Consider the following 12,405-nt stretch of genomic DNA (forward strand, 5'->3'; position numbering starts at 1 on the left):
CGGGCGCGGGCGCGGGCGCGGGCATTGGAGCGGGTGCCGGACTCTCGGGCGGGTCGGCCTTGTCAGCTTCTTGAGTGCCGAACAAGCGCTGCAACAGGCCCGGCTTGGCCGGTTCAGCAGTGTGCTGCTGTGGCGCCAGCGCGCGGCCCTGCAAGGTGCTCAGTTCACTCAGCAGTAACGGGATTTCACGCGCCTGGGTGACCCGGTTGTCGAGTTGCTTGGCGAAGGCTTTTAGGGGTTTGCTGACGTCACGGGGCAAGGGCAGGGCTTGCAACTGGGTGACCAGAGCGTTGAGCGCGACGCTCATTTGGTCGATGCGGGTTTCACGGCGCTGCTCGGAGTCGAGCACGGCTTTTTCAAGGCGCGGGAGCAGTGCCGCCAACGGGGCGTCCATGTCATCGGTGCGCACGGCTTCGCGCATTTCTTTCATGCACTGGTCAACGGTGCGGTCGGTGCCTTCGGCCGCCAGCGTGCTGCGCACCAGGCCGCGGCGCAACAGGTCAAGGCGCGCGTTCCAGCGCCGTTCGAGTTTGTCTTGTTGCTCGACGCTCTTCAGGTATTTTTCTTTCCAGCGTGAGGCGTCATCGGCGCTCATGCCAGTGGCTCATGAGGCGGGCTCAGCACTGGCAACAAGTCGCCGCCCACAGAGCCGGGCAGACGGATATCAACCGCCACCGGCAAGTGGTCGGAAATAGGCTGGTCGAGCACCTGCACGCGCTCGAGGGTGAGGCTTGGGCTGAGCAAAATATGATCGAGGCAACGTTGCGGCCGCCAACTGGGGAAGGTGGCCTGCATTTGCGGCGCCAGCAAGCCGAGATCGCGCAGCGGCGAGGTGTCCAGCAAGTCACTGGCGTGTGTGTTCATGTCGCCCATCAGCACTTGGTGCTGGTAGCCGCTAATCAGTTCGCGAACGTACGCCAGCTGCCGGGTGCGGGTTTTGGTGCCCAGCGCCAGGTGCATCACGACGACGATCAGCGCATCGGGGCCATCCCCAAAGCGCACTAAAATGGCGCCACGCCCTGCGGGGCCTGGCAAAGGGTGATCTTCAATGGCAGAGGGGCGCAAACGGCTGAGCACGCCATTGCTGTGCTGCGCCAGGCGACCCAGGTTGCGATTGAGTTGTTGATACCAGTAGGGGAATTCGCCCTGTTGGGCCAGGTACTTGACCTGATTGATGTAGCCAGAGCGATGGCTGCCACCATCGGCTTCTTGCAGCGCGACCAGATCGAAGTCGCTCAACAGGTCGCCTATTTTCTCCAGGTTACCTGCCCGCCCTTTGTGTGGCAGCAGGTGCTGCCAGCTGCGGGTCAGGTAATGGCGGTAACTGTGGGTGCTGTTACCGACCTGGATATTGAAGCTGAGCAAACGCAAGCGTCGATCATCTGCCAGGCCACTGCCCGGCACATGATCTTCGTTGACCTGCGGTTCGTGCAGGCCAACGATTCGTTCGCTCTTCCAGCGCCGCACGGGAGAGGGCGCCGCTTAGTTTTTGGCCGCTTGTGGCGCCGCTTTCTCAGCTGCGCGCTCTTTGGCGATCAGTTGGTCTGCCACGTTCAGCGCTTGTTCCGGTCCGCCTGCGGTGCCGAGGTCGAAGCGGTACTTACCGTTGACGATCAGGGTAGGGACGCCAGAAACCTCGTACTTCTTGGCCAGTTCTTTAGCCTGGGCAATTTTGCCTTTGATGGCGAAAGAGTCGAAGGTTTGCAGGAATTTGTCTTTATCGACGCCTTGAGTGGCCACGAAATCAGCCATGTCGTTTTTGTCGGTCAGACGTTTGCCTTCCTTCTGGATGGCATTGAAGATCGCCGCGTGCACTTTGTTCTCTACGCCCATGGCGTCCAGGGTCAGGAACAGTTGGCCGTGTGCGTCCCATGGGCCGCCAAACATGGCCGGGATACGAACGAAATGTACGTCAGCCGGCAGCTTTGCCGCCCAAGGATTGATGGTCGGCTCAAATGCATAGCAGTGCGGGCAGCCATACCAGAACAGTTCAACCACTTCGATTTTGCCAGGCTCAGCAACCGGAACGGGATTCGCCAACTCAACGTAGGTCTTGCCGGCTTCAAGCGGGACATCGGCAGCTTGAGCAGTCATGCCAAACAGGGAGGCGCTGACGAGAACGGCGCTGAGAATCAGATTACGCATGCTTTACTCCTGGACAAATAAGGTCGCCTGACGTGGCCTGTTTTAAGACAGGTCTGTTCTGGCTTGAGTTCGGTAGTGTAGCGGCAGATAGCAGGAAAAAGGGCAGCCTGGGCTGCCCTGACACGCTTACATTCAAAGATTAAACGACCGTTAACGTCAATAAATGCATTGCGGGTTGGCTGCATCCTGCCTACACAAATCAGTGCAGACCTTGAATGTAGCTGGCCAACGCCTTGATGTCCTTGTTGCTCAGCTTGGCTGCAATAGCGCGCATGATCATCGAATCACCGTCGTTGGTACGATCGCCTTCGCGGAAGTCAGTGAGCTGTTTCTCGATGTAACTGGCGTGTTGGCCGCCCACATGGGGGAAGCCGGCAGGTGCGTTGCCCTGGCCGTCCGGTGCATGGCAGCCGGTGCAGGCGGGCAGGCCTTTTTGCAGGTCACCGCCACGGAACAGCTCCTCTCCGCGTGCAACCAGGGCCGGGTCAGCAGCGCCGACAGAACTTTTTTGGCTGGCGTAGTAGGCGGCGATGTCCGCGAGGTCCTGATCGTTCAGGTTATTCAACTGGCCGGTCATTTCAAGGACCTGGCGTTTGCCGTCCTTGATTTCATGCAGTTGCTTGAGCAGGTAGCGATCGCCTTGCCCGGCCAGTTTGGGGAAGTTGGGGGCCATGCTATTGCCGTCGGGGCCGTGACACGCGCCACAGACAGCGGTTTTTGCCTGACCAGCGGCGGCATCACCCACAAGGGCGGTGCTTGCGGCCTGGGCGATACCACTAACGCCCATGGTCAACAGCAGACTCACGAAAAATTTGTTCATCAGCTAATCCAACTACGGCTAAGGGTTAAGAGTTATGGCCGGGCTTACTCATTCATCCACTGGATGATTGGCTGGTAATCCTCGACACTGCAGTCCGTGCACACACCACGCGGCGGCATCGCCTTTTCACCCTGGGGCACGTGTTGCACCAACGTCTGCTTAACTTACCCTCGGCCTTTACACCCGGTTTCGGTGTTATGAATCGCTGACCTTCATGGCAGGCAATACAAACGCGGTTGTACACGGCTTCCGGATCCTGTGTAGCCTGAACGCTGTCAGGCGGCATCAAAACACCGGCAGCAGCCAATTCGTTTAAACGATTTTTTCAGGGTTGGGAGCGTGATGCGTTCTAATGCGCACCCTGGCTCTTGTTCTTCGTCCTACGCCGGGACAAAGCACACACAAAATCTGCGGCATTATATACTGGCGCCACTGAAACGGAAACGACACGCACGCCGCGTCCATTCCTGACGCCGCTCACATCGGAAATCCCATGCAACTCAAGAACCCCATTCTCGGTCTGTGCCAACAGGCTACCTTCATGCTCAGCGCTGCCAAGGTTGATCAATGCCCCGATGACGAAGGCTTTGAAGTCGCCTTTGCAGGGCGTTCCAACGCCGGCAAGTCCAGTGCGCTCAACACGTTGACCCACGCCAGCCTGGCGCGTACCTCGAAAACCCCGGGCCGTACGCAGCTGCTGAACTTCTTCAAGCTGGACGAAGACCGTCGCCTGGTCGACTTGCCGGGTTACGGCTACGCGAAAGTGCCCATCCCGTTGAAAATGCACTGGCAGCGTCACCTTGAGGCGTATTTCGGCAGCCGCGAGAGCCTCAAAGGCGTGGTCTTGATGATGGATGTTCGTCATCCAATGACCGATTTCGACCTGTTGATGCTCGACTGGACTGTCTCCAGCGGCATGCCGATGCATATTTTGCTGACCAAAGCCGACAAACTGACGTACGGCGCTGCTAAAAACACGCTGCTCAAAATTCAGTCAGACATCCGCAAGAAGTGGGGCGACAGCGTGACCATCCAGCTGTTCTCCTCGCCAAAGCGCATGGGCCTGGAAGAGGCGTACACCGTGCTGGCTAATTGGCTGGAACTGCCGAACAAAGGCGAAGAAGAAAGCGCCGAGTAAAAATGGCAGGCAAAAAAAACCCCGGACTTCGTATGGGGGAGGGAAGTTCGGGGTTCAAGTACTGGACCGCTAGGGGCGGGGTCCAGAATCTGCCAACACTTAACACAACATTAGGAGCATTGAAGGGCTTCACCAGCCATTCAAATAATCTGAGTTGTGTTAAGCAGGTTTAGTTCCTGTGGCTTAAAAACTAATTTTGATGCCAGGGCAAAACGCGAACGTTGTAGCCGCTTTTAGTGCGCCTCGTCCCAGTTATCGCCAACCCCCACTTCGACCACCAGCGGAACCGCCAGCGTGGCCGCTTCGCTCATGTGCAGGCGGATTTCATCGCGCACTTGGTCCACCAGGTCTTCACGCACTTCAAGCACCAGTTCGTCGTGTACCTGCAAGATCACGCGGGCATCGAGGCCGGAGGCTGTCAGCCAGTTATCCACAGCCACCATAGCTTTCTTGATGATGTCTGCCGCGGTGCCCTGCATCGGGGCGTTGATCGCGGTGCGCTCAGCGCCTTTGCGCAGCGCCGGGTTTTTCGCGTTGATCTCGGGCAGGTACAGGCGACGACCAAAAATCGTCTCGACATAGCCTTGCTCGGCCGCCTGGGTGCGCGTGCGCTCCATGTACTCCAGCACGCCCGGATAGCGCGCAAAGTAGCGGTCGATGTAGGCCTGCGACTGTTTGCGGTCAACGCCGATCTGCTTGGCCAGACCAAAGGCGCTCATACCGTAGATCAAACCGAAGTTGATCGCCTTGGCGCTGCGGCGCTGGTCGGTGGTGACATCGCTCAGATCGACGCCAAATACCTCGGCCGCCGTGGCACTGTGCACGTCCAGGTTGTTGCGGAAGGCGTGCAGCAGCCCCTCGTCCTTTGCCAGGTGGGCCATGATCCGCAGTTCGATCTGTGAATAGTCCGCTGCCAGCAGTTTGTAGCCTTTGGGTGCGACGAACGCCTGACGGATCCGGCGGCCTTCGGCCGTACGAATCGGGATGTTCTGCAGGTTCGGGTCGCTGGACGACAAACGCCCGGTGGCCGTTACCGCCTGGTGATACGAGGTGTGAATGCGCCCGGTACGCGGATTGATCTGCTCGGGCAGACGGTCGGTGTACGTGCTTTTCAGCTTGCTCATCGAGCGGTACTGCATCAGCACCTTGGGCAGCGGGAAGTCTTGCTCGGCAAGCTCTGCCAGCACCGCTTCGGCCGTCGATGGCTGGCCTTTGGCGGTTTTGCTGAGGATCGGCAGGCCGAGTTTTTCGTACAGGATCACGCCCAGTTGCTTGGGCGAACCGAGGTTGAATTCTTCACCGGCAATCTCGAACGCCTCACGTTCAAGCGCCACCATCTTGTCGCCCAGCTCAACGCTCTGCACGCCCAACAGCTTGGCGTCCACCAGCGCGCCTTGGCGCTCAATGCGGGCCAGAACCGGCACCAGCGGCATTTCAATGTCGGTCAGCACGCTGTTCAGGCTCGGGATCGCTTGCAGTTTTTCGTGCAGCACGTGGTGCAGGCGCAGGGTCACGTCAGCATCTTCTGCGGCATACGGCCCGGTCAGTTCCAGCGAGATCTGGTCAAATGTCAGCTGTTTGACGCCTTTGCCGGCAATGTCCTGAAAACTGGTCGTGGTGTGGCCCAGGTATTTCAGCGCCAGGCTGTCCATGTCATGGCGGGTGGCCGTGGAGTCGAGCACGTAGGACTCCAGCATGGTATCGAAGGCCACGCCTTGCACCGCGATGCCGTTGGCTTGATCACCGCCAATGGCGCAGTTGGCCAGGATGTTGATATCGAATTTGGCGTGCTGGCCGACCTTGGCCTTGTTCGGGTCTTCGAGCAGCGGCTTGAGCGCGCGCAGCACGGTATCGCGGTCCAGTTGATCCGGCACGCCCATGTAGGAGTGGGTCAATGGGATGTAGGCCGCTTCGCCCGGCTTGACCGCAAACGACACGCCCACCAGTTGCGCTTGCTGCGCGTCCAGCCCGGTGGTTTCGGTGTCAAAGGCAATCAACTGGGCGTCGTTGAGCTTTTTCAGCCACACGTCGAAACGGGCCTGATCGAGGATGGTTTCGTATTGCAGCTCTTCGGTCGGCGCCGCAGGGGCTTCGTGGGTGATCACTTGGCCCGCGCGCTTGGCATCGCGTTCGACTTCGGCGATCCAGCTTTTGAATTCCAGCTCGGTGTACAGCTCGATCAGCTTGTCGCAATCGGGCGCTTTGAGGTGCAGGTCGTCAAGGCCGATGTCCAGCGGCACGTCGATCTTGATCGTGGCCAGTTGGTACGACAAGAACGCCATTTCGCGGTGTTCTTCGAGTTTCGCGGGCAGGTTTTTCGCGCCGCGAATCGGCAGCGTCGGCACGATATCGAGCTGTTCGTACAGTTCGACCAGGCCGCCGTTTACGCCCACCAGCAGGCCCGACGCGGTTTTCGGGCCGATGCCCGGAACGCCAGGGATGTTGTCGGACGAATCGCCCATCAACGCCAGGTAGTCGATGATCTGCTCGGGCGAGACGCCGAACTTCTCTTTGACGCCCTCAACGTCCAGCGTGCTGCCGGTCATGGTGTTGACCAGGGTGATGTGGCCATCCACCAGTTGCGCCATGTCCTTATCGCCGGTGGAGATGACCACTGGTCGGTCTGCGGCGGCGCTGCTGCGGGCCAGGGTGCCGATCACGTCGTCCGCTTCAACGCCTTCGACGCACAGCAACGGGAAGCCCAGAGCGATCACGCTGGCGTGCAAGGGCTCGATCTGGACCCGCATGTCATCGGGCATGCTCGGGCGATTGGCCTTGTATTCGGCGTACATGTCATCGCGAAATGTCCCGCCCTTGGCATCGAAAACCACGGCAAACGGGCTGTCCGGGTACTGCTTGCGCAGACTCTTCAACATGTTTAGCACGCCCTTTACGGCGCCGGTCGGCAAGCCTTTGGACGTAGTCAGCGGCGGAAGCGCGTGGAAGGCGCGGTACAAATATGAAGAACCGTCCACCAGGACGAGGGGTGCTTGGCTCATGAGCAGGATCAACCTTTTCGGCGAGTCCGGCGCTAGAATGTCCGGACCAATGACGACAAAGGGACAAGGTTATCATGCGCACACTTAATCGCCTGTTGTTGACCGGCTTGTTTGCATTCTCACCGCTGGTAACCTTTGCGGCTGATAGTGCACCCACCGGTGACCCAGAAGTAACCATTCGCACGGAAGGCGATAAAACCATTCAGGAATACCGTCAAAACGGGTTCCTTTATGCCATCAAGGTGACCCCAAAAGGAGCGCCGCCGTACTTTTTGGTACGCGCTGATGGTACTGATGCCAACTTCATCCGTTCCGACCAGCCGGATATGCTGATTCCTTCGTGGAAAATCTTCGAATGGAAATAGCGTCTTAACTTTAATTGGCGCCGCCCACGCGGCGCCCGCACTGGCAATTTAAACCATGTCTGTATTCACCCCACTGACTCGCCCGGAGCTGGAGATTTTTCTTGCGCCTTATGAACTCGGCCGTTTGCTCGATTTCCAGGGGATTGCCGCGGGTAGCGAAAACACCAACTATTTCATCAGCCTGGAGCAGGGCGAATTTGTCCTGACCCTGGTTGAGCGTGGCCCGATCAAAGAGATGCCGTTCTTTATCGAGCTGCTGGACGTGCTCCACGACGCTGATCTGCCGGTGCCTTTTGCCCTGCGCACCAAAGACGGCGAGGCCTTGCGCGAGCTCAAAGGCAAGCCGGCACTGCTGCAACCGCGCCTGGCCGGCAAGCACATCCGCGAGGCTAACGCGCAACATTGCGCCCAAGTGGGCGAGCTGTTGGGTCATTTGCATGTGGCCACGCGTAACAACGTGCTGGAACGCAAAACCGACCGTGGCCTGGACTGGATGCTGGCGGAAGGGCCCGCATTGATGGCTGATTTGTCGCCAAGTGCGGCCGATTTGCTGCAAAAGGCGCTGGCTGAGATTACCGAACGCAAGGCGCAGATTTTGGCCTTGCCAAGGGCAAACCTGCATGGCGACCTGTTTCGCGATAACGCGATGTTCGAAGGGACGCACCTGACCGGCCTGATCGACTTTTACAACGCCTGCTCGGGGCCGATGCTCTACGACGTGGCGATTGCCCTGAACGACTGGTGTGCTGACGAAGACGGCCAACTCGACGCTCCGCGTGCCCGTGCACTGCTGGGTGCGTATGCCGCGCTGCGTCCGTTCACGGCCAGCGAAGCCGAATTGTGGCCGACGATGTTGCGTGTGGCCTGCGTGCGTTTTTGGTTGTCACGTTTGATTGCGGCCCACTCGTTTGCGGGGCAGGACGTGTTGATCCACGACCCGCAAGAGTTCGAGCGCCGTTTGGCCTTGCGCCAAACCGTGACCGTGCCGCTACCGTTCGCGTTGTAACCCGCTAACCCCCTGTAGGAGCGAGCTTGCCTCGCGATCTTTTGATCTTTAAAAGATCGCGAGGCAATCGAGCGTCGACCGGCTGCTCCTACAGGTCGGGGTTGGGTTACAGGCTGTTCAGGCAGCCTGCCAGGTCGTTGCCAAGTTTTTCCAGCAGTTGCTCATAACCTTGCGCGGTGGCCGGGGTAAAGCCGCCCAGCGGGTCCAGTTCGGCCAGTTTGACCGGCAAGCCAGCGGTCAGGGTGTCGGCCAGGCGCGGGCGCAGCGGCGGGTCACTGAAGACGCAGGTCTTGCCCACTTCTTGCAAACGCTGGCGCATGGCAGCGACGTGCTGGGCACCCGGCTGTACTTCAGACGCCACGCTGAACACACCGGTGTGCTTCAGGCCGTAAGCGCTTTCGAAGTAGTCGTAGCCTTCATGGAAAACAAAGAACGGTTTGTCCGCAATCGCGGCCATGCTCGTCTTCAAGCGTGCATCCAGCGCATCCAGACGCTCATTGAAGGCCTTGAGGTTGCTTTGGTATTGCGGCGCATGGGCCGGGTCTTTTTCGCTCAGGTCGGCGGTCATTTTGGCTGCAATCACCCGGGCGTTGTCCGGCGCCAGCCACAAGTGCGCGTCGAGGGTGCCAGGGCGGTGGTCGTGATCATGCTCCGCCGCATCACCTTCGTTATGGGAATGGCTGTCCTGGGAGAAATGGCGCAGCTTCAAACCCGGCAAATTTTGCACGGCCACTGAGGGCAGGGTGCGGGTTTGGATCACGCGGGGCATAAAGCCTTCCATGTCCGGGCCGATCCAGTACAGCAAGTCAGCCGACTGAACACGCCGTACGTCGGAGGGGCGCAATGCATAGTTATGCGGCGACGCATTGGGTGGCAACAGCACCTCGGGCTTGCCCACGCCGTCCTGCACTGCTGCGGCAATCAGCTGCAACGGCTTGATGCTGGTCAGTACATTGACCTCGGCCTGAGCCGGGTTAATCACCAACAAACTGGCAGACAAAGCAATAAAAATCGCAAAAATACGGGACACGATGGGCACTCATGGCGGCTGAAACGGGTAACATAATAACGTCTCTCTCGGAAATCGTCGCCGCCCATGTCTATTGCACCGCTTGCCAGCCGTCCCCACGACCACTCTCATTGCGTCCACAGCGCGCTCTCTGAAGCGGACGTTCTGTGCGCGCAAAAGGGCCTGCGCCTGACGGCGTTGCGTCGCCGGGTGCTGGAGCTGGTGTGGCAGAGCCACAAGCCGCTGGGCGCGTACGACATCCTGGCCGTGCTCAGCGAGCAAGACGGCCGCCGCGCTGCGCCGCCCACCGTGTATCGCGCGCTGGACTTCCTCCTGGAAAATGGCCTGGTGCACCGTATTTCGTCGCTCAACGCCTTTATCGGCTGCAGCCACCCCGAGCACGCGCACCAAGGCCAGTTCCTGATCTGCCGCACGTGCCACGCGGCCATCGAGCTTGAACAAAAAACCATCAGTGACGCGATTATCAGCAGCGCACGCGATGTCGGCTTTACTGTCGAAGGGCAAACCGTAGAAGTGCTCGGTTTGTGTTCGGGTTGCCGGGAGGCTTGATGAGCGCTGCGCTGATACGTCTTGAAGGGGTCTGCGTGACCTTTGCCGGGCAAAACGTGCTCGACATGATTGAGTTGAGCGTTGAGCCGGGCCAGATTGTGACCCTGATCGGCCCCAACGGCGCCGGTAAAACCACGCTGGTCAAAGCGGTGCTGGGCTTGCTCAAGCCCACCAGCGGCAGCGTCTGGCGCAAACCCAAATTGCGCATCGGCTACATGCCGCAAAAACTGCACGTTGACCCCACGTTGCCGCTCTCGGTGCTGCGCTTTTTGCGCCTGGTGCCGGGTGTGGACCGCGCCCAGGCCCTTGCCGCCCTCAAAGAAGTCGGCGCCGAAAAGGTCATCGACAGCCCGGTGCAAAGCGTCTCGGGGGGCGAAATGCAGCGTGTGCTGCTGGCCCGTGCGCTGCTGCGCAAACCCGAGTTGCTGGTGCTCGACGAGCCGGTGCAGGGCGTCGACGTCGCCGGGCAGGCCGAGCTTTACAGCTTGATCACCCGCCTGCGCGACCGTCATGGCTGCGGCGTGCTGATGGTGTCCCACGATTTGCATCTGGTCATGAGCACCACCGATCAGGTGGTGTGCCTCAACCGCCACGTGTGCTGCTCGGGCCACCCGGAGCAGGTGAGTGGCGACCCGGCCTTCGTTGAACTGTTCGGCAAAAACGCACAAAGCCTGGCGATTTATCACCACCATCACGACCACGCCCATGATCTGCATGGCTCGGTGGTCACTGAAGGCGCCGCCCCGGCGCATGCCCACGTTCATGGAGAAGGCTGCAAGCATGGCTGATTTTCTGCTTTACGCCCTGCTGGCAGGTTTGTCTTTGGCGGTGGTGGCGGGCCCTTTGGGCTCGTTTGTGGTGTGGCGCCGCATGGCCTATTTCGGCGATACCTTGTCCCACGCCGCCTTGTTGGGCGTGGCATTGGGCTTTTTGCTGGATGTTAGCCCGGCGATTGCCGTGACTGTTGGTTGCCTGTTGCTGGCGGTGTTGCTGGTGACGTTGCAGCAGCGTCAGCCACTGGCTTCCGACACGCTGCTCGGAATTCTCGCCCCCAGCACCTTGTCCCTTGGGCTGGTGGTACTAAGCTTCATGCATGAAGTGCGGATCGACCTGATGGCTTACCTGTTTGGTGACCTGCTGGCGATCAGTCCGACTGACTTGATGTGGATCATGGGCGGCAGCGGGGTGGTGCTGGCGTTGCTGGTGGCGCTGTGGCGGCCTTTACTGGCCATTACCGTGCACGAAGAGCTGGCGACGGTTGAGGGTTTACCCGTTGCAACGCTGCGCATGGCCCTGATGTTGTTGATTGCGGTGGTGATCGCGGTAGCGATGAAGATTGTCGGTGTGCTACTGATTACGTCGTTGTTGATTATCCCTGCTGCTGCCGCCCAACGGCATGCCCGCTCTCCGGAGCAAATGGCGTTTGGCGCGACGTTGCTGGGAATGCTGGCAGTGTGTGGTGGCCTGGCCCTGTCGTGGTTCAAAGACACGCCTGCCGGGCCTTCCATTGTGGTCTGTGCTGCCGCGCTGTTTTTGCTGAGTTTTGTTCTGCCCCGTCGAGGGGTGTAGACTTGCTCGTTTTTTGCGCACTTAGAGAGCCGCAGGAATGAAGCTGTTTAACTCACGTTATGTGCTCCTGGCCGCATTTTCCTTGCTGCTGGGCGCCTGCCAAAGCACGCCACCGGCCGTCAATCAGGTCGAGCAAGCGCGTGCCGGAGCCATCGCACAGCTGGAGCAAAACCTGGCCAGCAGCGAACTCGCGACCGCCGAAGACCAGTTGGCCGCCTTGCAGGCCCAAACCCCGGATGACCCGCAGTTGGTGCAGTACCAGCGCCAATTGGCTGAGGCTTACCTGCAACGCAGCCAGATCGTGCTGCAAAAAGGTGATGTCAACTCCGCTGCGACGGCCTTGAGCCGTGCACGGGCATTAATGCCTAAAGCCCCGGCCCTTACAGGTGGCGTCAACAGCGCCATCACCCAGGCGCGCAAGGCCGAGCTGGACAAAGCCGAAGCCGCGCTCAAGGCGGCGGAAGCGCGGCCAGCGGCCAAGGTCATTGACCCGGCGGCGCCGTTCACCACCGTTACCTTGAACATCACCGATATGGGCAAACTTCGTCATCAACTGGATTTGATCGCGCAAGACATTGTCAATTATCAGTGCGCCGTCAGCCTGCAGGTGCCACGCACCGCTGATTACCCGTGGCTGGCCACGCTGATCAGCAAGCGCGTGAAAAAGCTCGACCCCGGCTTTGACCTGAGCCTTGAGCGTCAGATCATCCGCCATGTGCCTGCGCAAGTAGTGCTAACGCCCAGCAAGCCCGAATAAAGAGCGTGGCTGTAGCCCAGGCGCTAA

Annotated in this window: 12 protein-coding genes and 2 pseudogenes; 7 read left to right on the forward strand and 7 right to left on the reverse strand. The window is 59.8% G+C overall.

The genetic code is table 11. The annotated features are described in order from the left end of the window. The 5 genes and pseudogenes from GHO32_RS13695 to GHO32_RS26875 all read right to left on the reverse strand — a co-directional run. A pseudogene (locus GHO32_RS13695) lies at nucleotides 1-595 on the reverse strand (hypothetical protein); the annotation flags it as partial. Beyond that, nucleotides 592-1,467: an endonuclease/exonuclease/phosphatase family protein gene (locus tag GHO32_RS13700; protein ID WP_048372482.1), complete on the reverse strand. Its 876-nt coding sequence runs from the start codon at nucleotides 1,465-1,467 to the stop codon at nucleotides 592-594. The gene GHO32_RS13700 and the pseudogene GHO32_RS13695, both read right to left, overlap by 4 nt. Nucleotides 1,468-1,482: 15 nt before the next feature. Beyond that, on the reverse strand, nucleotides 1,483-2,145 hold the full coding sequence (locus GHO32_RS13705) for a thiol:disulfide interchange protein DsbA/DsbL (protein ID WP_048372480.1): 663 nt from the start codon (nucleotides 2,143-2,145) through the stop codon (nucleotides 1,483-1,485). A 199-nt stretch (nucleotides 2,146-2,344) separates the two neighbouring features. Next, on the reverse strand, nucleotides 2,345-2,965 hold the full coding sequence (locus tag GHO32_RS13710; RefSeq protein ID WP_123750696.1) for a cytochrome c: 621 nt from the start codon (nucleotides 2,963-2,965) through the stop codon (nucleotides 2,345-2,347). A gap of 25 nt (nucleotides 2,966-2,990) precedes the next feature. Continuing rightward, a pseudogene (locus GHO32_RS26875) lies at nucleotides 2,991-3,251 on the reverse strand (cytochrome c5 family protein). Between the two features lie 207 nt (nucleotides 3,252-3,458). Here GHO32_RS26875 and yihA point away from each other — a divergent pair. Further along, nucleotides 3,459-4,103: a ribosome biogenesis GTP-binding protein YihA/YsxC gene (gene yihA / locus GHO32_RS13715; protein ID WP_153334465.1), complete on the forward strand. Its 645-nt coding sequence runs from the start codon at nucleotides 3,459-3,461 to the stop codon at nucleotides 4,101-4,103. A gap of 233 nt (nucleotides 4,104-4,336) precedes the next feature. On the opposite strand, the gene polA is transcribed toward yihA, so the two are convergent. Then, on the reverse strand, nucleotides 4,337-7,102 hold the full coding sequence (gene polA, locus GHO32_RS13720) for a DNA polymerase I (RefSeq protein ID WP_153334463.1): 2,766 nt from the start codon (nucleotides 7,100-7,102) through the stop codon (nucleotides 4,337-4,339). 74 nt (nucleotides 7,103-7,176) lie between these two features. Between polA and GHO32_RS13725 the strand changes: the two genes are divergently transcribed. Continuing rightward, a complete protein-coding gene (locus GHO32_RS13725) occupies nucleotides 7,177-7,467 on the forward strand; it encodes a DUF2782 domain-containing protein (protein WP_048372475.1) in 291 nt (96 codons plus the stop codon). A 55-nt stretch (nucleotides 7,468-7,522) separates the two neighbouring features. Then, nucleotides 7,523-8,473 (forward strand): homoserine kinase, encoded by a 951-nt coding sequence (locus GHO32_RS13730; RefSeq protein WP_153334461.1) that lies wholly within the window; start codon nucleotides 7,523-7,525, stop codon nucleotides 8,471-8,473. Nucleotides 8,474-8,579: 106 nt separating this feature from the next. On the opposite strand, the gene znuA is transcribed toward GHO32_RS13730, so the two are convergent. Beyond that, a complete protein-coding gene (gene znuA, locus GHO32_RS13735) occupies nucleotides 8,580-9,503 on the reverse strand; it encodes a zinc ABC transporter substrate-binding protein ZnuA (RefSeq protein ID WP_368668320.1) in 924 nt (307 codons plus the stop codon). A 66-nt stretch (nucleotides 9,504-9,569) separates the two neighbouring features. Between znuA and GHO32_RS13740 the strand changes: the two genes are divergently transcribed. The 4 genes from GHO32_RS13740 to GHO32_RS13755 are packed head-to-tail and all read left to right on the forward strand — an operon-like array spanning nucleotide 9,570 to nucleotide 12,378. Beyond that, nucleotides 9,570-10,052 (forward strand): Fur family transcriptional regulator, encoded by a 483-nt coding sequence (locus tag GHO32_RS13740; RefSeq protein ID WP_048372469.1) that lies wholly within the window; start codon nucleotides 9,570-9,572, stop codon nucleotides 10,050-10,052. Next, nucleotides 10,052-10,840: a zinc ABC transporter ATP-binding protein ZnuC gene (gene znuC / locus GHO32_RS13745; RefSeq protein ID WP_048372467.1), complete on the forward strand. Its 789-nt coding sequence runs from the start codon at nucleotides 10,052-10,054 to the stop codon at nucleotides 10,838-10,840. Before GHO32_RS13740 ends, znuC begins: the two co-directional genes overlap by 1 nt. Then, on the forward strand, nucleotides 10,833-11,621 hold the full coding sequence (znuB, locus tag GHO32_RS13750; protein ID WP_153334459.1) for a zinc ABC transporter permease subunit ZnuB: 789 nt from the start codon (nucleotides 10,833-10,835) through the stop codon (nucleotides 11,619-11,621). The genes znuC and znuB overlap by 8 nt, the downstream gene beginning before the upstream one ends. 37 nt (nucleotides 11,622-11,658) lie before the next feature. After that, nucleotides 11,659-12,378, forward strand: a complete 720-nt coding sequence (locus GHO32_RS13755) for a PA5502 family lipoprotein (RefSeq protein ID WP_153334457.1) — start codon at nucleotides 11,659-11,661, stop codon at nucleotides 12,376-12,378. Nucleotides 12,379-12,405: the final 27 nt, after the last annotated feature.

The organism is Pseudomonas sp. FSL R10-2189, assembly GCF_009600325.1.
GTDB classification, from domain to species: domain Bacteria; phylum Pseudomonadota; class Gammaproteobacteria; order Pseudomonadales; family Pseudomonadaceae; genus Aquipseudomonas; species Aquipseudomonas helleri.

What these genes read in the sequence shown, in the direction of transcription:
- polA (WP_153334463.1), bottom strand. Translation starts at nt 7,102, where the DNA reads ATGAGCCAAGCACCCCTCGTCCTGGTGGACGGTTCTTCATATTTGTAC.
- yihA (WP_153334465.1), top strand. Translation starts at nt 3,459, where the DNA reads ATGCAACTCAAGAACCCCATTCTCGGTCTGTGCCAACAGGCTACCTTC.
- GHO32_RS13710 (WP_123750696.1), bottom strand. Translation starts at nt 2,965, where the DNA reads ATGAACAAATTTTTCGTGAGTCTGCTGTTGACCATGGGCGTTAGTGGT.
- GHO32_RS13705 (WP_048372480.1), bottom strand. Translation starts at nt 2,145, where the DNA reads ATGCGTAATCTGATTCTCAGCGCCGTTCTCGTCAGCGCCTCCCTGTTT.
- GHO32_RS13740 (WP_048372469.1), top strand. Translation starts at nt 9,570, where the DNA reads ATGTCTATTGCACCGCTTGCCAGCCGTCCCCACGACCACTCTCATTGC.
- GHO32_RS13725 (WP_048372475.1), top strand. Translation starts at nt 7,177, where the DNA reads ATGCGCACACTTAATCGCCTGTTGTTGACCGGCTTGTTTGCATTCTCA.
- GHO32_RS13730 (WP_153334461.1), top strand. Translation starts at nt 7,523, where the DNA reads ATGTCTGTATTCACCCCACTGACTCGCCCGGAGCTGGAGATTTTTCTT.
- GHO32_RS13755 (WP_153334457.1), top strand. Translation starts at nt 11,659, where the DNA reads ATGAAGCTGTTTAACTCACGTTATGTGCTCCTGGCCGCATTTTCCTTG.
- znuB (WP_153334459.1), top strand. Translation starts at nt 10,833, where the DNA reads ATGGCTGATTTTCTGCTTTACGCCCTGCTGGCAGGTTTGTCTTTGGCG.
- znuC (WP_048372467.1), top strand. Translation starts at nt 10,052, where the DNA reads ATGAGCGCTGCGCTGATACGTCTTGAAGGGGTCTGCGTGACCTTTGCC.